General features: G+C 66.1%; 20 protein-coding genes and 1 pseudogene. 10 read left to right on the top strand and 11 right to left on the bottom strand.

Translation table 11 applies throughout. The features are described 5' to 3' along the window. Positions 1-2: 2 nt before the first annotated feature. The 7 genes from DIE17_RS10120 to DIE17_RS10090 all read left to right on the top strand — a co-directional run bounded on the left by DIE17_RS10120 (position 3) and on the right by DIE17_RS10090 (position 6,169). Positions 3-374: an EamA family transporter gene (locus DIE17_RS10120; protein ID WP_044847242.1), complete on the top strand. Its 372-nt coding sequence runs from the start codon at positions 3-5 to the stop codon at positions 372-374. Between the two features lie 139 nt (positions 375-513). Continuing rightward, complete coding sequence (locus DIE17_RS10115) at positions 514-1,665, top strand: DegT/DnrJ/EryC1/StrS family aminotransferase (protein ID WP_044847241.1); 1,152 nt, start codon at positions 514-516, stop codon at positions 1,663-1,665. A 6-nt stretch (positions 1,666-1,671) separates the two neighbouring features. After that, positions 1,672-2,694: a glycosyltransferase gene (locus DIE17_RS10110; RefSeq protein WP_124520206.1), complete on the top strand. Its 1,023-nt coding sequence runs from the start codon at positions 1,672-1,674 to the stop codon at positions 2,692-2,694. Beyond that, positions 2,691-3,638 carry a formyltransferase gene (locus DIE17_RS10105; RefSeq protein ID WP_124486275.1) on the top strand — a complete coding sequence of 316 codons (948 nt, stop codon included), beginning with the start codon at positions 2,691-2,693 and terminating at the stop codon, positions 3,636-3,638. Before DIE17_RS10110 ends, DIE17_RS10105 begins: the two co-directional genes overlap by 4 nt. Continuing rightward, positions 3,635-4,690, top strand: coding sequence for a bifunctional UDP-4-keto-pentose/UDP-xylose synthase (locus DIE17_RS10100; protein WP_124486274.1), 1,056 nt, complete (start codon positions 3,635-3,637; stop codon positions 4,688-4,690). The genes DIE17_RS10105 and DIE17_RS10100 overlap by 4 nt, the downstream gene beginning before the upstream one ends. Positions 4,691-4,702: 12 nt before the next feature. Further along, on the top strand, positions 4,703-5,599 hold the full coding sequence (locus DIE17_RS10095; RefSeq protein WP_059529808.1) for a polysaccharide deacetylase family protein: 897 nt from the start codon (positions 4,703-4,705) through the stop codon (positions 5,597-5,599). 108 nt (positions 5,600-5,707) lie between these two features. Next, the gene (locus DIE17_RS10090; RefSeq protein ID WP_006756046.1) at positions 5,708-6,169 is read left to right on the top strand and encodes a peroxiredoxin; all 462 of its coding nucleotides are present in this window, start codon (positions 5,708-5,710) and stop codon (positions 6,167-6,169) included. 193 nt (positions 6,170-6,362) lie between these two features. On the opposite strand, the pseudogene DIE17_RS38310 reads toward DIE17_RS10090, so the two are convergent. After that, positions 6,363-6,556, bottom strand: a pseudogene (locus DIE17_RS38310) (hypothetical protein). On the opposite strand from DIE17_RS38310, the gene DIE17_RS10080 reads away from it, so the two are divergent. Both DIE17_RS10080 and DIE17_RS10075 read left to right on the top strand, forming a co-directional pair. Beyond that, positions 6,506-8,326 (top strand): PhoH family protein, encoded by a 1,821-nt coding sequence (locus DIE17_RS10080; protein ID WP_124486272.1) that lies wholly within the window; start codon positions 6,506-6,508, stop codon positions 8,324-8,326. The pseudogene DIE17_RS38310 and the gene DIE17_RS10080 overlap by 51 nt on opposite strands. A gap of 239 nt (positions 8,327-8,565) precedes the next feature. Continuing rightward, complete coding sequence (locus DIE17_RS10075; RefSeq protein ID WP_124486271.1) at positions 8,566-9,639, top strand: C40 family peptidase; 1,074 nt, start codon at positions 8,566-8,568, stop codon at positions 9,637-9,639. A 120-nt stretch (positions 9,640-9,759) separates the two neighbouring features. Here the strand turns inward: DIE17_RS10075 and DIE17_RS10070 are convergent, their stop codons facing one another. The 10 genes from DIE17_RS10070 to DIE17_RS10025 form a co-directional block, all read right to left on the bottom strand. After that, complete coding sequence (locus DIE17_RS10070) at positions 9,760-10,770, bottom strand: inorganic phosphate transporter (protein ID WP_044847235.1); 1,011 nt, start codon at positions 10,768-10,770, stop codon at positions 9,760-9,762. 10 nt (positions 10,771-10,780) lie between these two features. Next, positions 10,781-11,407 (bottom strand): DUF47 domain-containing protein, encoded by a 627-nt coding sequence (locus DIE17_RS10065; RefSeq protein ID WP_044847234.1) that lies wholly within the window; start codon positions 11,405-11,407, stop codon positions 10,781-10,783. 146 nt (positions 11,408-11,553) lie between these two features. Beyond that, positions 11,554-12,936, bottom strand: a complete 1,383-nt coding sequence (locus DIE17_RS10060; RefSeq protein WP_044847233.1) for a replicative DNA helicase — start codon at positions 12,934-12,936, stop codon at positions 11,554-11,556. A 135-nt stretch (positions 12,937-13,071) separates the two neighbouring features. Further along, entirely contained in the window at positions 13,072-13,524 is a 453-nt protein-coding gene (gene rplI, locus DIE17_RS10055; RefSeq protein WP_059449913.1) for a 50S ribosomal protein L9, read from the bottom strand. Positions 13,525-13,551: 27 nt separating this feature from the next. Beyond that, positions 13,552-13,827, bottom strand: a complete 276-nt coding sequence (gene rpsR, locus DIE17_RS10050) for a 30S ribosomal protein S18 (RefSeq protein WP_004193360.1) — start codon at positions 13,825-13,827, stop codon at positions 13,552-13,554. A gap of 4 nt (positions 13,828-13,831) precedes the next feature. Further along, the gene (gene priB, locus DIE17_RS10045) at positions 13,832-14,131 is read right to left on the bottom strand and encodes a primosomal replication protein N (protein WP_031399239.1); all 300 of its coding nucleotides are present in this window, start codon (positions 14,129-14,131) and stop codon (positions 13,832-13,834) included. Positions 14,132-14,171: 40 nt separating this feature from the next. Beyond that, positions 14,172-14,546 carry a 30S ribosomal protein S6 gene (gene rpsF, locus DIE17_RS10040; protein WP_006755436.1) on the bottom strand — a complete coding sequence of 125 codons (375 nt, stop codon included), beginning with the start codon at positions 14,544-14,546 and terminating at the stop codon, positions 14,172-14,174. 241 nt (positions 14,547-14,787) lie between these two features. Then, a complete protein-coding gene (locus DIE17_RS10035; RefSeq protein ID WP_124520204.1) occupies positions 14,788-15,696 on the bottom strand; it encodes a zf-HC2 domain-containing protein in 909 nt (302 codons plus the stop codon). Further along, positions 15,686-16,327, bottom strand: coding sequence for an RNA polymerase sigma factor (locus DIE17_RS10030; protein ID WP_044843634.1), 642 nt, complete (start codon positions 16,325-16,327; stop codon positions 15,686-15,688). Before DIE17_RS10030 ends, DIE17_RS10035 begins: the two co-directional genes overlap by 11 nt. 162 nt (positions 16,328-16,489) lie before the next feature. Then, positions 16,490-17,401: a LysR family transcriptional regulator gene (locus tag DIE17_RS10025; RefSeq protein WP_124520202.1), complete on the bottom strand. Its 912-nt coding sequence runs from the start codon at positions 17,399-17,401 to the stop codon at positions 16,490-16,492. A 171-nt stretch (positions 17,402-17,572) separates the two neighbouring features. Here DIE17_RS10025 and gcl point away from each other — a divergent pair, with 171 nt between their 5' ends. Then, a complete protein-coding gene (gcl, locus tag DIE17_RS10020) occupies positions 17,573-19,348 on the top strand; it encodes a glyoxylate carboligase (protein WP_124520200.1) in 1,776 nt (591 codons plus the stop codon). Positions 19,349-19,387: the final 39 nt, after the last annotated feature.

Genomic DNA, 19,387 nt, shown 5'->3' with positions numbered 1-19,387 from the left:
GCATGAATCCCGTTTCGTTCGTCTGCATCATCACCGGCGTGATGCTCAACGCCTGTGCGCAACTTCTGCTGAAAGCCGGCGTCAACGCCGTTGGACACTTCGAATTCAGCCGTGCGAACATCCTGCCGGTCGGCCTGAAGATCGCGACCCAGCTGCCGATCATCGGCGGCCTCGGCTGCTACGTGCTGAGCGTCGTCGTCTGGATTGTCGGGCTGTCGCGGGTCGACGTGTCGATCGCCTATCCGATGCTGTCGCTCGGCTACGTGGTCAACGCGTTCGCCGCCTGGTACCTGTTCGGCGAGGTGCTGTCGGTCCAGCGGCTGGTCGGCATCGGCATCATCCTGATCGGCGTGCTCGTGCTCGCGCGCAGTTGAGCGCGCCCCGCCGGCCCGGCGGGCATTAAGCGTCCGCCTACAAAAAATCACGGTACGAATCCGGCAACCGGTGTTTAATGCCGGTTTCGGGCCGGATCGCCCGACCCCTTTATTACACGCCATTACAGGCAAAGTGTTCATGAGCCAGACTACCGCTCCGTTCCTGCCGTTCACCCGCCCCGAGATCGACGAGGAAACCATCCAGGGCGTCGTCGACGTACTGCGCTCGGGCTGGATCACCACCGGCCCGCAGAGCCAGAAGTTCGAAGCCGCGCTGTCCGAGTACTGCGGCGGCCGTCCGGTCCGCGCGTTCAATTCGGGCACCTGCACGCTCGAGATCGGCCTGCGCATCGCGGGCGTCGGCCCCGGCGACGAGGTGATCACGACGCCGGCGTCGTGGGTATCGACCAGCAACGTGATCCTCGAGACGGGCGCGACGCCCGTGTTCGCCGACATCGACCCCGTCACGCGCAACATCGACCTCGACAAGCTCGAGCAGGCGATCACGCCGCGCACGAAGGCGCTCATCCCGGTCTACCTGGCCGGCCTGCCGGTCGACATGGACCGCCTGTACGCGATTGCGCGCGCACACAACCTGCGCGTGATCGAGGACGCCGCGCAGGCGCTCGGCTCGACGTGGCAAGGCAAGCGCATCGGCGCGATCGGCGACATCGTGTCGTTCAGCTTCCACGCGAACAAGAACCTGACGACGATCGAAGGCGGCGCGCTCGTGCTGAACAACGAGGACGAGGCGACGCTCGCGCAGAAGTACCGGCTGCAGGGCATCACGCGCACCGGCTTCGACGGGATGGACTGCGACGTGCTCGGCGGCAAGTACAACCTGACCGACGTCGCCGCGCGCGTCGGCCTCGGCCAGCTGCCGCACCTCGAGCGCTTCACCGCGCAGCGCCGCGCACTCGCGCGCGCGTATTTCGCCGCGCTCGACGGCGGTGCGGCCGTGCAGCTCGGGCTCGGCCTGCCCGTCGCCGATTTCGAGAACAGCAACTGGCACATGTTCCAGGTCACGCTGCCGCTCGACCGGCTGTCGATCTCGCGCGCCGATTTCATGGCGCAGATGAAGGAGCGCGGCATCGGCACGGGCGTCCACTACCCGGCCATCCATCTTTTCACGCTGTATCGTGCGCGCGGCTTCAAGGAGGGCATGTTCCCCCACGCCGAACGATACGGCGCATCGACCGTCACGCTGCCGCTCTTCACGCAGATGACGGAAGACGACGTGCGTCGCGTGGCCGACGCCATCAACCAGATTTGCGAACAATACGGAAAATAAGCGTACATGAATCACCTTGAAGCACGCGCCGGGCATCCGGGCGCCGCGACCCCGGAGGTATCGGTCATCATCCCCGTGTACAACGAGGAAGACGGCCTGGCCGCGCTGTTCGCGCGGCTCTACCCGGCACTCGACGCACTCGGCACGTCGTACGAAGTGATCCTGATCAACGACGGCAGCCGCGACCGCTCGGCCGCGATGCTGGCGGACCAGTTCCACGTGCGCCCCGACACGACGCGTGTCGTGCTGCTCAACGGCAACTACGGCCAGCACATGGCGATCCTCGCCGGCTTCGCGCAGTCGCGCGGCGAGATCGTCATCACGCTCGACGCCGACCTGCAGAACCCGCCCGAGGAAATCGGCAAGCTGATCGCGAAGATGCGCGAAGGCTACGACTACGTCGGCTCGATCCGCAAGCAGCGTCAGGACAGCCTGTGGCGCCGCAAGGCGTCGCAGATGATGAACCGGCTGCGCGAGCGCATCACCCGAATCAAGATGACCGACCAGGGCTGCATGCTGCGCGCGTACAGCCGCCGCATCATCGACACGATCAACGTGTGCGGCGAAGTCAACACGTTCATCCCCGCGCTGGCCTACACGTTCGCGCAGAAACCGACCGAAATCGAGGTCGCGCACGAGGAACGCTTCGCGGGCGAGTCGAAGTACTCGCTGTACAGCCTGATCCGGCTGAACTTCGACCTCGTGACGGGCTTCTCGGTCGTGCCGCTGCAGTGGCTGTCGTTCATCGGCGTGATCCTGTCGCTCGGCTCCGCCGCGCTGTTCGTGCTGCTGCTCGTGCGCCGCTTCATCGTCGGCGCGGAAGTGCAAGGCGTGTTCACGCTGTTCGCGATCACGTTCTTCCTGCTCGGCGTGATCATCTTCGCGCTCGGCCTGCTCGGCGAATACGTCGGCCGCATCTACCAGCAAGTGCGTGCACGGCCGCGCTACCTGATCCAGGCCGTGCTCGAACAGCACGACGGCATGCCGGCGGTGCCGGCCCCCGCGAGCCGCACGGGGACGTCGCAATGAAGCCGCGCGCCGTCGTCTTCGCGTATCACAACGTCGGCGTGCGCTGCCTGCAGGTGCTGCTGGCACGCGGCGTCGACGTCGCGCTCGTCGTCACGCACGAGGACAACCCGAACGAGAACATCTGGTTCGGCAGCGTCGCATCGGTGGCCGCCGAGCACGGGATCCCGGTCGTCACGCCGGCCGACCCCGCCGAGCCGGCACTGCGCCGCGCGGTATCCGACGCGCGGCCCGAGTTCATCTTCTCGTTCTACTACCGCCACATGCTGCCGGTGGACCTGCTCGCGATCGCTCCGCGCGGCGCGTACAACATGCACGGTTCGCTGCTGCCGAAATACCGGGGTCGGGTACCGACCAACTGGGCCGTGCTGAACGGCGAAACGGAAACCGGCGCGACGCTGCACGAGATGGCCGCGAAGCCCGATGCGGGCGCGATCATCGGCCAGACCGCCGTGCCGATCCTGCCGGACGACACGGCCGCGCAGGTGTTCGACAAGGTGACGGTCGCCGCCGAGCAGACGCTCTGGCGCGTGCTGCCCGCGCTGCTCGCGGGCGAGGCGCCGCACCTGCCGAACGATCTCGCGAACGGCAGCTACTACGGCGGGCGCAAGCCGGAGGACGGCCGCGTCGACTGGTCGAAGCCGGCCGCGCAGGTCTACAACCTGGTACGCGCGGTCGCGCCCCCGTATCCGGGCGCGTTCACCGACGTCGCCGGCACGCGTTTCGTGATCGCCCGCGCGCGCCTCGCGGCGCCCGGCAGCGCCGCCGCCGCGGCCGCAGCGGATTTGCCGCCCGGCCTGCACGTAAGCGATAATGCGCTATTCGGCGTCTGCGGCGACAGCCGCGCCCTATCCATTCTCGAGCTGTGGCAGCAGCGCGACGGCAGCGAAACCGTCGTGACGCCCGCGGAATTCGCGCAGTTCATTCATTCTTCCCGTCATTCATGAAAGCAAAAAAAGTCCTGATCCTGGGTGTGAACGGCTTCATCGGCCATCACCTGTCGAAGCGCATTCTTGAAACCACCGATTGGGAAGTGTTCGGCATGGACATGCAGACCGATCGGCTGGGCGACCTCGTCAACCACGAGCGGATGCACTTCTTCGAAGGCGACATCACGATCAACAAGGAGTGGGTCGAGTATCACGTGAAGAAGTGCGACGTGATCCTGCCGCTCGTCGCGATCGCGACGCCCGCGACCTACGTCCAGCAGCCGCTGCGCGTGTTCGAGCTCGACTTCGAGGCGAACCTGCCGATCGTGCGTTCGGCCGTCAAGTACGGCAAGCACCTCGTGTTCCCGTCGACCTCCGAGGTCTACGGCATGTGCTCGGACGAGCAGTTCGACCCGGATGCATCGGCGCTCACGTACGGCCCGATCAACAAGCCGCGCTGGATCTACGCCTGCTCGAAGCAGCTGATGGACCGCGTGATCTGGGGCTACGGGATGGAAGGCCTGAACTTCACGCTGTTCCGTCCGTTCAACTGGATCGGCCCGGGCCTCGACTCGATCTACACGCCGAAGGAAGGCAGCTCGCGCGTCGTCACGCAGTTCCTCGGCCACATCGTGCGCGGCGAGAACATCAGCCTCGTCGACGGCGGCTCGCAGAAGCGCGCGTTCACCGACATCGACGACGGCATCAGCGCGCTGATGAAGATCATCGACAACAAGAACGGCGTCGCATCGGGCAAGATCTACAACATCGGGAATCCGAAGAATAATTTCTCGGTTCGCGAACTCGCGCACAAGATGCTCGAACTGGCCGCCGAATACCCGGAATACGCCGGCTCCGCGAAGCAGGTGCAACTCGTCGAAACGACGTCGGGCGCCTACTACGGCAATGGCTACCAGGACGTGCAGAACCGCGTGCCGAAGATCGACAACACGATGCAGGAGCTCGCCTGGGCGCCGCAATCGACGTTCGACGACGCGCTGCGCAAGATCTTCGAAGCGTATCGCGGCCATGTCGCCGATGCGCGCGCGCTGGTCGAGCAGCAGAACTGACGGGACGCTCGCTTGGCTCGTATCGTCCTCAAGATCGACGTCGACACGCTGCGCGGCACGCGCGAAGGCGTGCCGAACCTCGCGCGCATCTTCGACCGCTTCAGCGCGCGCGCGACCTTCCTCTTCAGCCTCGGGCCCGATCACACGGGCTGGGCGCTGCGGCGCGTGTTCCGCCCTGGCTTCCTGAAGAAGGTGTCGCGCACGTCGGTGGTCGAGCACTACGGCGTGAAACAGCTGATGTACGGGGTACTGCTGCCGGGCCCCGACATCGGCCGCCGCGCGATCGCCGACATGCGCGCGATCCACGAGGCCGGCTTCGAATGCGGGATCCATACGTGGGATCACGTGTACTGGCAGGACAACGTGCGCGTGCGCGATCGCGACTGGACCGCGCGTGAAATGCAGAAGAGCCATGCGCGCTTCGTCGACGTCTTCGGCGCGCCACCCGTCACGCACGGCGCGGCCGGCTGGCAGATGAACGACGCGGCGTTCGAGCAGATCGACGCGTGGGGGATGCGCTACGCATCCGACGGCCGCGGCCATTCGCCGTATCTGCCCGTGGTCGGCGGCCGCACGCTGTCGCACGTGCAGATGCCGACCACGCTGCCGACCCTCGACGAAGTGCTCGGCATCGACGGCATCGACACGCACAACGTCGCCGCGCACATCCTGAAGTTCACGGAAACCAATCCGCACGACCAGGTGTTCACGCTGCATGCGGAACTGGAAGGCCAGAAGCTCGCGCCGGTATTCGAGCAGCTGCTCGCCGGCTGGCGCGCACAGGGCCATACGTTTGCGACGATGGGCGACTACCACGCGACGCTGGACCGCGACTCGCTGCCATCGTACCCTGTCACGTGGGGCGAGATTCCCGGCCGCTCCGGCGAGCTGATCGTCCAGCCCGACTGAGTTCGCGCGCACCCGCGCCGCCTGCCCTGCCCTTGCGGCGTGCCGCCGCGACGCCCCGCCGAACCGCGCCGCCCGAGCGGCGCCTTTCCATAACAACAGGAGAAACACGTGTCCGTCGAAGTTGACCGTCAAGTTCCCGATTTCACCGCACCGGCGACGGGCGGCGACATTTCGCTGTCCGACCTCAAGGGCAAGAAGCTCGTCCTGTATTTCTATCCGAAGGACAACACGCCGGGCTGCACCACCGAAGGCCTGCAGTTCCGCGATCTCTATCCGAAGTTCAAGAAGGCCGGCGCCGAAGTGATCGGCGTGTCGCGCGACAGCCTGCGCTCGCATGACAATTTCAAGGCGAAGCTCGAACTGCCGTTCCCGCTGATTTCCGATGCCGACGAGGCGCTGTGCGCGCTGTTCGATGTCATCAAGATGAAGAAAATGTATGGCAAGGAAGTGCGCGGAATCGAGCGTTCGACGTTCCTGATCGACGCCGACGGCGTGCTTCGCCAGGCATGGCGCGGCATCAAGGTGCCCGGTCACGTGGACGACGTGCTAAGTGCTGTACAAGCGCTTTGAGCCGCGTTATATTGGGCCGCAATGAATGCCAGTTCGCCCCATATTTCTCGTAGCTGCGCCGGTGCCCGTTGCGATGCTTTCCGGCACCTGACGCGCATCACGACGGTATCAGCCGAGCCGCATGTCCCGGTCCCCGGGGCAGCGGCTTTTTTTATGGACTGCGCGCCGGCTCTCGGTCCGGCCCCTCACCCCGTCAAGGAGCTGATCGACACTTAGGCGAACCGGCTAGACGAATTTCCTGTGCGCCACCGCGCGCAAACTGCATGCACCTTCCACGTCACGCAGGATGCGATCAGCGGCGCACGCCATGCGACACGATTCCTCCCGAGGGACACCATGCCTTTGCCTACTGCCCCCAGCAAGCTCGGCAGCCTGCTGCCGCCCGATGAATACAAGGCGAAAGCGCGGCCCGCGAAAGCCGCGAAGAAATCCGCCGAAGGGGACGCCTCCACAGCCGGAGAATATGGCCCGGCCAGCGTGGCCCAACCGATGACCGAAGCCGCGAACACGGCCGCGCCGCTGCGCGCCGTCGCGGCGTCGACGCAAGAAGCCGCGGGCACGCCCGCACGCGGTCGCAAGACCAGACAGACGGCCGCGCTGCTGCAGCCGATGCCGGCACCGGTCGAACCGGCGGCCCCTGCCGCCCCCGCCGCGCCGGTCGTCGCACGCAACGACAAGCCCGGGGCCGGCAAGCCGACCACCGCGAGCGCACGCGATGCCGGTGCCGCGACGAAGTCGCGCAGCCGCAAGCCGGCCGAAGCCGAATTGCAGAAGCTGTTCGTGCTCGACACGAACGTGCTGATGCACGACCCGAGCAGCCTCTTCCGCTTCGAGGAACACGACGTCTATCTGCCGATGATGACGCTCGAGGAACTCGACAACCACAAGAAGGGGATGTCCGAAGTCGCGCGCAACGCGCGCCAGGTGAGCCGCACGCTCGACGCGCTGGTCGCCGACGGCGGCCCGATCTCCGACGGCATTCCGCTGTCGCGTCTCGGCAGCCGCGAGGCGCTCGGCCGCCTCTACTTCCAGACCAGGCTCGCGGACATCGCGCCGGTCGAAGGCCTGCCCGCAGGCAAGGCCGACAACCAGATCCTCGGCGTCGTGCGCGCGCTGCAGCGCGACCGGCCGGACCGCCAGGTCGTGCTGGTGTCGAAAGACATCAACATGCGCATCAAGGCGCATGCGCTCGGCCTGCCCGCGGAAGACTACTTCAACGACCAGGTCCTCGAGGACAAGGATCTCCTCTATAGCGGCGTGCGCGAATTGCCGCAGGACTTCTGGACGAAACACGCGAAGGGGATGGAGAGCTGGCAGGACACGAAGACGGGCACCACGTACTACCGCGTGACGGGCCCGCTCTGCGGGTCGATGCTCGTCAACGAGTTCGTCTATCTCGAGCCGCAGAACGGCGAGCCGACGTTCCACGCGATCGTGCGCGAGCTGAACGGCAAGACGGCGCTGCTGCAGACGCTGCGCGACTACAGCCACCACAAGAACAACGTGTGGGGCATCACCGCGCGCAACCGCGAGCAGAACTTCGCGCTGAACCTGCTGATGAACCCCGAGATCGACTTCGTCACGCTGCTCGGCCAGGCCGGCACCGGCAAGACGCTCGTCGCGCTCGCGGCCGGCCTCGCGCAGGTGCTCGACGACAAGCGCTACAACGAGATCATCGTGACGCGCGCGACCGTGCCCGTCGGCGAGGACATCGGTTTCCTGCCCGGCACCGAGGAAGAGAAGATGCAGCCGTGGATGGGTGCATTCGACGACAACCTCGAAGTGCTGCAGAAGACCGACGACGCAGCCGGCGAATGGGGCCGTGCGGCGACGCAGGAGCTGATCCGTTCGCGCCTGAAGGTGAAGAGCATGAACTTCATGCGCGGACGCACGTTCGTCGACAAGTACCTGATCATCGACGAAGCGCAGAACCTGACGCCGAAGCAGATGAAGACGCTCGTGACGCGCGCAGGCCCCGGCACGAAGATCGTGTGCCTCGGCAACATCGCGCAGATCGACACGCCTTACCTGACCGAAGGCAGCTCGGGCCTGACCTACGTCGTCGACCGCTTCAAGGGCTGGGGCCACAGCGGCCACGTGACGCTCGCGCGCGGCGAACGCTCGCGGCTCGCCGACTACGCGTCGGACATCCTGTAACGCGATACGCCGGCTGCCCGCCGGCCTCCGACGCCACGCGGCGCTCCGGTTTCCGGAGCGCCGTTTTCATTTTTGGGGTCGAAAACGTTGGTCATGCTTCGTTACGCAACAACCTCACTTACACGCGAAACTTCAAGTAAATTCTCAGGAATGGTTGCCTAAGCCCCGCCGGAACGTCTACCATCGGGTCTGTCTGTTGTCATACGATTCGCGAGCGCGCCGCGCTCGTCCGCCTTGTCATGCTTCGAATCTGGGTTCCCGTCGCCGTCGTTTCACTGCTCGCGGCCTGCTCCAGCGTGCCGCCGCAGTCGGCCTCGCGCACCTCCGGCATGAAGATCACGACGCCGCGCGCCTTCCCGGCACCCGCCAATTTCCCGAAATTCGTCGACCACAGCGTCGGCCAGGAAGAGATCTCGATCCAGGCGATGAGCCTCGTCGGCGTGCCGTACCGCTGGGGCGGCAACACGCCGACGAGCGGCTTCGACTGCAGCGGCCTGGTGCGCTACGTGATCGGCCGCGCGGCCGACGTGGACCTGCCGCGCACGACCGCCGACATGAGCAGCCGCGGCGTGTCGATCGACCCCGAACAGGTCGCGCCGGGCGACCTGATCTTCTTCAATACGACCGGCCGCCCGCATTCGCACGTCGGCATCTATGTCGGCAAGCTGCGTTTCGTCAACGCGCCGTCGACCGGCGGCACCGTGCGGCTCGACTACCTGACGAACCCGTACTGGGCCAAGCGCTTCGACGGCATTCGCCGCGTCGCGCCGCCGCGCGGTGCGCCCGGGCCGTTCGATGCGCCGACCTACGAGGCGCGGCGCGATGTGCCGGCGGCAGCGCCTGTCGTCGCGGCAGCCGCGTCGCGACGGCCTGCCTCTGCGTATGCCGCGTCTCAGGCGGGCGTCGCGCCGTCGCCCGCGCCGGTCACGCAAGCCGCTCCGGTCGTGTCGACCGCGGCAGTTGCCCCGACGGCCGCGGCAATCGCCCCCGCCGCCGATCCGTACGAACCGCCGCCGCGCGTGCTGACCGCGCAGCAGCAGGCAACGTCCGTGAATGGCGACATGATCGCTACGACGGCGAATCCGGGGCCGGCAGGCCCCACCGAGACCGGCACGCAGATTCCGACCACCGCGCTGACGGCCGCCCAGGCTGCCGCGTTCGACGCGGAACCGCCGCCCGCGGCCGCCGCGCCGTCGCTGCGCGACACCGAGCCCGTGCAGGTGCTGCGGGCGTCGACGCAATCCGCACCGATCAGCCCGCGCACCGCCACCGCCGACGATCCGATCGCCCGCTTCGCGAACGGCAGTTACTGATCCACGTCATCCGCCGCAGCGCCGCCGCCCGTCGTCGCACTTTCCCGACCGCGCAAAGAAAATGCGCCGCAACCTTTCGGTGTGCGGCGCATTGCGCGTATCGATCCGGCAGCGTCGATATCAGAAGATCTGGTGCCCGAGCCACCATCCGCCGGCCGCGAACAGCGCGGCCGCCGGCAGCGTCAGCACCCACGCCCAGACGATGTTGCCGGCGACGCCCCAGCGGACGGCCGACAGCTTCTGCGTGGCGCCGACACCGACGATCGCACCGGTGATCGTGTGCGTGGTCGACACCGGAATGCCGAGGAACGACGCGATGAACAGCGTGATCGCCCCGCCGCTTTCGGCACAGAAACCGCCGACCGGCTTGAGCTTCGTGATCTTCTGGCCCATCGTGCGCACGATGCGCCAGCCGCCGAACAGCGTGCCGAGCCCCATCGACAGGTAGCACGCGCCGATCACCCACGCGGGCGGCGCATCGGACGTCGCCGACGCATAGCCCGACGCGATCAGCAGCATCCAGATGATGCCGATCGTCTTCTGTGCGTCGTTGCCGCCGTGGCCCAGGCTGTACAGGCCGGCCGACAGCAGCTGGAGCCGCCGGAAGCGGCGATCGACCTTGCTGGGTGCGGTGCGGAAATACAGCCACGACACGCCGAGCATGAACAGCGAGCCGAGGATGAAGCCGAGCAGCGGCGAAATGAAGATGAACGCGATCGTCTTCAGCAGCCCGTCGATGTTCAGCGAGCTCCAGCCCGACTTCGCGAGCGCCGCGCCGACGAGGCCGCCGATCAGCGCGTGCGACGAGCTCGACGGAATCCCGTAGTACCACGTGATCACGTTCCAGCCGATCGCACCGACCAGCGCGCCGAACACGACATAGTGGTCGACGATCTCGGGATCGATCGTGCCTTTACCGACAGTCTGGGCGACTTTCAGGTGGAAGATGAAATACGCGATGACGTTGAACGCGGCCGCGAATACCACGGCCTGCTGGGGCTTCAGCACCCCGGTCGACACGACGGTAGCGATCGAGTTCGCCGCGTCGTGGAAGCCGTTCATGAAGTCGAATACGAGCGCGACGAGCACCAGCGTCGCGACCATCCATAGGGCGAGTTGTATCGAATGCATCGTGGTCCGCTCAGGCGTTTTCCAGCACGATGCCTTCGATGATGTTCGCGACGTCCTCGCACTTGTCGGTGATCTCTTCGAGCAGTTCGTAGATCGCCTTCAGCTTGATGAGCGTCTTCACGTCGTCTTCCTCGCGGAACAGCTTCGACATCGCCGCGCGCAGCACGCGATCGGCCTCCGACTCCCAGCGGTCGATCTCCTCGCACTGCTTGAGGATCTGCGCCGACTGCTTCATGTCGGACAGCAATCCGACGGCCTGCTGCACGTGCTGCGCCGACTGCGTGACGATGTGCGCGAGCTGGCTCGCCTCGGACGTAACGGACTGCACGTCGTACAGCGACACGGCCGTCGCGACGTCTTCCATCAGGTCGAGGATGTCGTCCATCGTCGTGATCAGCTTGTGGATCTCGTCGCGATCGAGCGGCGTGATGAAGGTCTTGTGCAGCAGATCGATCGCTTCATGCGTCAGCTTGTCAGCGGCCTTCTCGGCGGTCTGCACGTTTTGCTTGTGAATCTCGGCGTCGGCGAGATTGTCGATCAGCAGTTCGAGCTCGCGGCCACCGGAAACGATGTGCTTCGCGTGCGCGTTGAAGAGTTCAAAGAACTTGCCCTCGGTGGGCATGAATCGACCGAACATGGGATTCCTGAGAGATTGTCAAACGACTGTCACGAAAACGGGCGATATTGTACCGTTTTCGGTTGCGCCGCGACGCGCGCATATGCGCGCGCCGGGATTGGATACAACGCTTGGCGAAATAAGGGTTTACAACCGGCGTAGAAGTGTTACTCGCCGTAGAAGTTCTGCGCCCCCGCAAAGTTGTCGAACTTCGTGTATTGACCCAGAAACGTGAGCCGAACGGGTCCGATCGGGCCGTTACGCTGCTTGCCGATGATGATTTCGGCCGTGCCCTTGTCCGGGCTGTCCGGGTTGTAGACCTCGTCACGGTAGATGAACAGGATCACGTCCGCATCCTGTTCGATTGCGCCCGATTCACGCAAATCCGACATCACCGGACGCTTGTTCGGACGCTGCTCCAGCCCGCGATTCAGCTGCGACAGCGCGATCACCGGCACGTCCAGCTCCTTTGCCAGACTCTTCAGCGATCGCGAGATTTCGGAAATTTCGGTCGCACGGTTCTCGCCCTGCGACGAACCCGACATCAGCTGCAGGTAGTCGACGATGATCAGGCCGAGCTTGCCGCACTGACGTGCGAGACGCCGCGCGCGCGAGCGCAATTCCATCGGGTTCAGGCCGCCCGTCTCGTCGATGAAGAGCTGCGCCTCGCTCATCTTCTGCACCGCGTGCGTCAGCTTCGGCCAGTCCTCGTCCGTCAGCCGGCCGGTACGCATCCGGTGCTGGTCGAGCCGGCCGATCGAGCCGAGCATACGCATCACGAGCTGGGTGCCCGGCATTTCCATCGAGAACACCGCGACCGGCAGCCCGTACTCGACGGCGACGTATTCGCCGATGTTCATGGAAAAGGCCGTTTTCCCCATTGACGGTCTTCCGGCCACGATGATCAGTTCGCCGCCGTGCATCCCGGACGTCATCCGGTCGAGGTCGACGAAGCCCGTCGGCGTGCCCGTGACGTCACTCGGGTTCGCGGTGTGATACAGCGTGTCGATGCGCTCGACGACCTGCGTGAGCAGCGGCCCGATCTCGAGGAAGCCCTGGTTGCCGCGCGCGCCCTCTTCGGCGATCGAGAACACCTTCGACTCGGCCTCGTCGAGCAGCTGGCGAACTTCCTTGCCCTGCGGATTGAACGCGTCGGCCGAGATTTCGTCCGCGACCGACACGAGCCGGCGCAGCACCGCGCGGTCGCGCACGATTTCCGCGTAGCGGCGAATGTTCGCGGCGCTCGGCGTGTTCTGCGCGAGGGCGTTCAGGTACGCGAGGCCGCCGACGTCGTCGGCCTTGCCGGACGTGGTCAGCGCTTCGTACACGGTCACGACGTCGGCCGGGCGCGTCGACGCGATCAGCCGGCCGATGTGCTCGTAGATGATCCGGTGGTCGTAGCGATAGAAGTCGCCCTGCGACAGGAAGTCGGCAATCCGGTCCCATGCCGCGTTGTCGAGCAACAGGCCGCCGAGCACCGACTGCTCGGCTTCGACCGAATGCGGCGGGACTTTCAGCGATTCGATTTGAGGATCTTGCGGCGCGTTCATGGGTTGGGATTATCGCGAATAGATCGCAGCAGCGCTACCGCTCCGGCGATCGGGCAATAAAAAAGGCAGGCCCCGGTTGCCCGGGCGCCTGCCCTTGTCCGGACGGCGGAAGCCGCCCGGAAAGCTTGCATACGCTTACGCGTGGTCGCCGATCACGTTGATCGTGACGTCGACGACGACGTCCGTGTGCAGCGCGATCTGAACGACGTGCTCGCCGATCATCTTCAGCGGGCCTTCCGGCATGCGAACTTGCAGCTTCTCGACTTCGAAACCTGCCTTCTTCAGCAGTTCCGCGACGTCGCCGTTCGTGACCGAGCCGAACAGACGGCCGTCGACGCCCGACTTCTGCGTGATTTCGAACGACTGGCCGTTCAGCTTCTCGCCGACTGCCTGCGATGCTGCCAGCTTTTCAGCGGCGATCTTTTCGAGTTCAGCGCGGCGAACTTCGAATTCGGCGATCGCTTCCTTCGTTGCACGGCGAGCCTTGCGGTTCGGGATCAGGAAGTTGCGAGCGTAACCGTCCTTGACCTTGACGATATCGCCGAGGTTGCCCAGATTGGCGACTTTTTCCAACAGAATGATTTGCATTCGAATTCTCCTTATGGCGTCGCCGAGTTACGCCTTGTGCTGATCGGTGTACGGCAGCAGCGCGAGGAAACGCGCACGCTTGATTGCCGTGTCGAGCTGACGCTGATAGTGCGCCTTCGTACCCGTCAGACGCGCCGGCGTGATCTTGCCGTTTTCGCCGATGAAGTCCTTCAGCGTTTCCGTGTCCTTGTAGTCGATCTGCTCGACGCCGGCAGCCGTGAAACGGCAGAACTTCTTGCGCTTGAAGAGCGGGTTTTGTTGCTGACGACGCTTGTCGAATTTCTTACCAGTCGGGCGGGCCATGATTTCAGTCCTTTCCTATGTCCTGCAATGCAGTGATGTGAAACACCAAGGTTCTCGCGTTGCGGCTCTTCTTTGCCAGGAAGCCCGTGAACAGCGTTTCGACGCCCATTTCACGACGCTCCAGCTTGCCGCTCGCCTCACCGGCCGCCACCGCCTCGATCGTCATTTCGACCTGACGGGGAATGCCTGCTTCGACGACTTCCGTGCGGTGATGCAACGTGGCGCTTGCGATCGGAACACCCGCCGGCGTATATCGCACCGGTGCGCGTTCGACGACGCTCGCCGTCAATTGCAACCTGTTCACGTGAGTGACGCGCTCCTTGATGGCTTAATGAGTGACGAACTTAAGCCTGCGCTTCGGTCGGCTGAGCTGCAGCCGCCTTCTTGGCTTCTTCGCGCTGAACTTCCTTCATCATCGGCGACGGGCCGGTCTCGGCCTTCTTCATCTTGACGATGAGGTGGCGCAGCACGGCGTCGTTGAACTTGAACGCGTGTTCGAGTTCGTCGAGCGTCGTCTGGTCGCACTCGATGTTCATGCAGACGTAGTGAGCCTTCGCGAGTTTCTCGATCATGTAGGCCAGCTGGCGACGGCCCCAGTCTTCGACACGGTGGATCTGGCCGCCGTGCGTCGTGATCGTGGTCTTGTAACGCTCGATCATCGCGGGCACTTGCTCGCTCTGATCGGGGTGCACGATGAATACGATTTCGTAATGACGCATTACACACTCCTTGTGGATTAAAGCCACCCGGGCGTCTGAACCGGTGTGGCAAGTGAGAAGCCGAAGATTCTAACCCGGATACGGGGCGCATGCAACACCGATCGACGATTCCCGACCGGATTCGGCCATGTTTTCAACGACTTGAATGGCGCCGGCAGCTGAAGCCGCTGTCGGCGCGACCGTTCTGAAATGGGGGCGGAGTCTCGAGCGCGCGCTTGCGGGCCGGCGACGCGGCCCGCCGTCACTCGCCGCGCGCCTCGCCCAGCCGCGCGTCGAGCGCCGTCCTGAACGCGACCAGCGCCGACGGCTCGGCGTCGGTCACGGCCCACCACGTCATCCCGGCCGCCTCCCAGCGGTCGAGCGCGTAGCCCTGCGACACGGTCGCGTACGGCGCGGCCTCCCGCCCGACGCCTGCCGGCTGCACGTACACGTCGATCACGTGCTGCCGGTATCGGTACACGAGCACCGCGACGCGGCGCCGCCCGACGTAGTCGAGCCGGCCGCCCGCGAGCGGGAAGCCGCTCGCCGACAGGTCCTCGACCGGCGGCGCATAGTCGAGCCGGCCGTTGAACCACGGCTTGACCGTATGCCGGTCGGTCGAGATCACGTCGATGTCGCGCGCCGACAGGCCGGCCCGCACGTGGCTCGCGACCAGTTCATCGACCGTCTGGTCGGTTGCGGCGTGGCGGGCGGACAGCGCCATCCCGGCCGCCGCCGCGAGCGCGACCAGCAGCGCGACGCCCCATCCGAGCCCGGGCAGCGCGGCGACGCCCGCCCCCGGTCCGGTCGACGCCGGGCGAGCCGCTGCGCCGCGCCCGCCCAGCCACGCGAACCAGCGGCGAGCGGTCGGCCGAGGCTGGGCCCGCGGTCGCGCCGCAGCGTCGTCCGGCGCCGGTTCCACGCGGGCCTGGCCGCGCGCGTTCGCGCCGGCCGCCGCCGGCAGCGCCGCGAGGATGCTCGCGCGCAGCGCCTCCGGCGCGCGGTGATAATCGGCCTGCCGCACGGCGCGCCCGAGCGCGACGATCCGCTCGCGTTCGCGGCGGCACGCGTCGCAGCCTTCGACATGCCGCTGGACGCGCAACGCATCGGGCGCCGACAGCTCGCGGTCGACGTCCGCGTCCAGCAATGCGCGCGCTTCGTTACAGTCCATCGATCGCCTCCGATGCGGTTCCGCTTGCCGACGCACGTCCCGGCGCGGGTTCGGGTGCCGGCGCCTGCGTGCCGGCCAGCAGCGCGGCGAGCCGACGCCGGCCGCGCGCGAGTCGCGACATCACGGTGCCGACCGGTACGTCGGCGATCGCCGCGATCTCGCGATAGCTCAGATCCTCCATCTCGCGCAGCACCAGCACCTCGCGGTATTCGGGCGGCAGCTTCGCGAGCGCCGCGTTCACCAGCCGCACGTTCTCGCCGCGCAACAGGTGCGTGAGCGGATCCTCCGTCGCCGGCTGCCAGTCGTCCGGCACCTCCGTGTCGTCGAGCGTGTCGGGCAGCGCGACCTCGTGCGCGTGGGCGCGGCGGCGCCACTCGGTGTACCAGGTGTGGCGCACGATCGTCAGCAGCCACGGCCGCGCGTTGTCGCCGCGGCACGAGTCGACGAAGCGCAGCGCGCGCATGCACGCGTCCTGGACGACATCGTCCGCGTCGCCCGCATTGCCGCTCAGCCAGCGTGCGAGGTTGTACGCGGCGTCGAGATGCGGCAGCACGAGCACGCGAAACCGTTCGCCGCGCGCGACCGCGTCGTCCTCCGCCCGTTCGTCGACCGCCTGTCCGGCTTGCCCCACATGACCTCCCTGGTCCCGGCGGCCGAAGCCGCGCCCGTTCCGCGTCCGGTGCCCGGACAGACCGGCAGCGGGCGCTCTCGATCACCTTACCGCCGCTGCGTCGAGTTTATTCCCGCACGAAGCCGATGATGCGCAAAAAAATGCCGGAAACCGCCGCGCCCGTTACGGCGTGCTGTTCCAGTAGCCGGGGCGCGCATACGCTTCGCGCAGGTAGTCGATGAAGTAGCGCACGCGCGCGGGCACGTAGCGCTGCTGCGGATAGACCGCGAGGATGTCGTAGTCCGGCAGCGCGTATTCGTCGAGCACGGTTTCGAGTTCGCCCGTTTCGAGCTGCGCGGCGATTTCCCAGGTCGAGCGCCAGCCGAGCCCGAGGCTTTCCGCGACCCAGCGATGCAGCAGCTCGCCGTCGTTGCAGTCGAGATTGCCGGCCACCCGCATCGTCACGATCTTGCCGTGGCGCTGGAAATACCAGCCGCGGTTCTGGCCGCCCTGCAGGTTGAACGCGAGACAGTTGTGCTTCAGCAGGTCGTCGAGCGACTTCGGCCGGCCGTGCTTGCGGAAATACGCGGGCGTGCCGCACACGACGCGCCGGTTCGACGCGAGCTTCACCGCGACGAAGTTCGGATCGACCGAGCCGCCGATCCGGATCGACAGGTCGTAGCCTTCGCGCACGAGATCCACGACGCGGTCGGTCAGGTTGAACGACAGCTGCATTTCCGGCTTGTCGACGAGGAAACCGGGCGCGTGCGGCGCGACGTGCTTGCGGCCGAACGCGGCCGGCGCGGACACGATCAGGTGCCCGCTGACCGCGCGCCGCCCGGCGGCCAGCTCGTTCTCGGCCTGGTCCCATTCGGACAGCAGCCCGCGGCAGCGCTCGAGGAACGCGGCGCCCTCCTCGCTGACCACCAGCCGGCGCGTCGAGCGATACATCAGCTTCACGCCGAGGCGCTTCTCGAGCGCGTCGATGCGCCGCCCGAGCACCACCGGCGACACGCCCTCCTCGAGCGCGGCCGCCGCGAGGCTGCCCGCGTCCGCGACCCGCACGAACGTCTCGATCTGCTTGAAACGATCCATTTCCCGTCTCCGTCCCGGCTCCGACACCGGCGGGAAGCCCCGTCCGGCCGTCATTCCATACTTTTAGTTTCGAAATAAGCGACTTCGGCTGATCTTATCAAACCTTTCTTGCGTCCCTAAAGTGTTCCCAACAGACCGATTCGCAAGATCCAACTATCCAAGGAGACATTCATGGCCAAGATGAGAGCCGTCGACGCAGCCGTACTCGTGCTCGAGAAGGAAGGCATCCAGACCGCGTTCGGCGTGCCGGGCGCAGCAATCAACCCGTTCTATTCCGCGATGCGCAAGTCGGGCGGCATCAGCCACGTGCTGGCGCGCCACGTCGAAGGCGCGTCGCACATGGCCGAAGGCTTCACGCGTGCCGCACCGGGCAACATCGGCGTGTGCATCGGCACGTCGGGCCCCGCCGGCACCGACATGATCACCGGCCTCTACTCGGCATCGGCCGACTCGACTCCGATCCTCGCGATCACGGGCCAAGCGCCGCGTGCGCGCCTGTACAAGGAAGACTTCCAGGCCGTCGACATCGAGTCGATCGCGAAGCCCGTCACCAAGTGGGCCGTCACCGTGCGCGAGCCGGCGCTCGTGCCGCGCGTGTTCCAGCAGGCGTTCCACCTGATGCGCTCGGGCCGTCCGGGCCCGGTGCTGGTCGACCTGCCGATCGACGTGCAGCTCGCCGAAATCGAGTTCGATATCGACACGTACGAACCGCTGCCGGTCTACAAGCCCGCGGCGACCCGCGCGCAGATCGAGAAGGCGCTCGCGATGCTCAACGACGCGGACAAGCCGCTGATCGTGTCGGGCGGCGGCGTGCTCAACGCAGCGGCCGAAGACCTGCTCGTGCAATTCGCCGAAACGATCGGCGTGCCGGTGATCCCGACGCTGATGTCGTGGGGCGCGATTCCGGACGACCACCCGCTGATGGCCGGCATGGTCGGCCTGCAGACGTCGCATCGCTACGGCAACGCGACGATGCTCGCGTCCGACTTCGTGCTCGGCATCGGCAACCGCTGGGCGAACCGCCACACGGGCAGCGTCGAGGTCTACACGAAGGGCCGCAAGTTCGTGCACGTCGACATCGAACCGACGCAGATCGGCCGCGTGTTCGGCCCGGATCTCGGCATCGTGTCCGACGCGAAGGCCGCACTCGAGCTGTTCGTCGCGGTCGCGCAGGAATGGAAGGCCGCCGGCAAGCTGAAGGACCGCAGCGCCTGGGTGTCCGAGTGCCAGGAACGCAAGCGGACGCTGCAGCGCAAGACCCATTTCGACAACGTGCCGGTCAAGCCGCAGCGCGTGTACGAAGAGATGAACAAGGTGTTCGGCCGCGATACCTGCTACGTCAGCACGATCGGCCTGTCGCAGATCGCCGCCGCGCAGTTCCTGCACGTGTTCAAGGCACGCAACTGGATCAACTGTGGCCAGGCCGGCCCGCTCGGCTGGACGATCCCCGCCGCGCTCGGCGTGCGTGCGGCCGACCCGCGCCGTCCGATCGTCGCGCTGTCCGGCGACTACGACTTCCAGTTCATGATCGAGGAACTGGCCGCCGGCGCGCAATTCAAGCTGCCGTACGTGCACGTCGTCGTGAACAACTCGTACCTCGGCCTGATCCGCCAGGCCCAGCGCGCGTTCGACATGGACTACTGCGTGCAGCTCGCGTTCGACAACGTCAACGCACCGGAGCTGAACGGCTATGGCGTCGATCACGTGGCGGTGGCCGAAGGCCTCGGCTGCAAGGCGCTGCGCGTGTTCAAGCCGGAAGAGATCGAGCCGGCGCTGCGCCAGGCGCAAACGCTCGCGGAAGAATTCAGCGTGCCGGTGGTCGTCGAAGTGATCCTCGAGCGCGTGACGAACATCTCGATGGGCACCGAAATCGACGCGATCAACGAATTCGAAGAGCTCGCCGAAAAGGCCGAGCACGCGCCGACCGCGATCTCGATGCTCGACTGATCCGCACGCCATTTTTTGACTGACCGACCGAAGAGGCTT

Origin of the sequence: Burkholderia sp. Bp9099 (assembly GCF_003857805.1) — a bacterium.
In the GTDB taxonomy this organism is placed as follows: Bacteria; Pseudomonadota; Gammaproteobacteria; order Burkholderiales; family Burkholderiaceae; genus Burkholderia.
Note: the sequence above shows the minus strand (reverse complement) of the source record. Positions and strands in the feature narration are given on the sequence as shown.

What these genes read in the sequence shown, in the direction of transcription:
- DIE17_RS10120 (WP_044847242.1), top strand. Translation starts at nt 3, where the DNA reads ATGAATCCCGTTTCGTTCGTCTGCATCATCACCGGCGTGATGCTCAAC.
- DIE17_RS10115 (WP_044847241.1), top strand. Translation starts at nt 514, where the DNA reads ATGAGCCAGACTACCGCTCCGTTCCTGCCGTTCACCCGCCCCGAGATC.
- DIE17_RS10110 (WP_124520206.1), top strand. Translation starts at nt 1,672, where the DNA reads ATGAATCACCTTGAAGCACGCGCCGGGCATCCGGGCGCCGCGACCCCG.
- DIE17_RS10105 (WP_124486275.1), top strand. Translation starts at nt 2,691, where the DNA reads ATGAAGCCGCGCGCCGTCGTCTTCGCGTATCACAACGTCGGCGTGCGC.
- DIE17_RS10100 (WP_124486274.1), top strand. Translation starts at nt 3,635, where the DNA reads ATGAAAGCAAAAAAAGTCCTGATCCTGGGTGTGAACGGCTTCATCGGC.
- DIE17_RS10080 (WP_124486272.1), top strand. Translation starts at nt 6,506, where the DNA reads ATGCCTTTGCCTACTGCCCCCAGCAAGCTCGGCAGCCTGCTGCCGCCC.
- DIE17_RS10075 (WP_124486271.1), top strand. Translation starts at nt 8,566, where the DNA reads ATGCTTCGAATCTGGGTTCCCGTCGCCGTCGTTTCACTGCTCGCGGCC.
- DIE17_RS10070 (WP_044847235.1), bottom strand. Translation starts at nt 10,770, where the DNA reads ATGCATTCGATACAACTCGCCCTATGGATGGTCGCGACGCTGGTGCTC.
- DIE17_RS10065 (WP_044847234.1), bottom strand. Translation starts at nt 11,407, where the DNA reads ATGTTCGGTCGATTCATGCCCACCGAGGGCAAGTTCTTTGAACTCTTC.
- DIE17_RS10060 (WP_044847233.1), bottom strand. Translation starts at nt 12,936, where the DNA reads ATGAACGCGCCGCAAGATCCTCAAATCGAATCGCTGAAAGTCCCGCCG.
- rplI (WP_059449913.1), bottom strand. Translation starts at nt 13,524, where the DNA reads ATGCAAATCATTCTGTTGGAAAAAGTCGCCAATCTGGGCAACCTCGGC.
- rpsR (WP_004193360.1), bottom strand. Translation starts at nt 13,827, where the DNA reads ATGGCCCGCCCGACTGGTAAGAAATTCGACAAGCGTCGTCAGCAACAA.
- rpsF (WP_006755436.1), bottom strand. Translation starts at nt 14,546, where the DNA reads ATGCGTCATTACGAAATCGTATTCATCGTGCACCCCGATCAGAGCGAG.
- DIE17_RS10035 (WP_124520204.1), bottom strand. Translation starts at nt 15,696, where the DNA reads ATGGACTGTAACGAAGCGCGCGCATTGCTGGACGCGGACGTCGACCGC.
- DIE17_RS10025 (WP_124520202.1), bottom strand. Translation starts at nt 17,401, where the DNA reads ATGGATCGTTTCAAGCAGATCGAGACGTTCGTGCGGGTCGCGGACGCG.
- gcl (WP_124520200.1), top strand. Translation starts at nt 17,573, where the DNA reads ATGGCCAAGATGAGAGCCGTCGACGCAGCCGTACTCGTGCTCGAGAAG.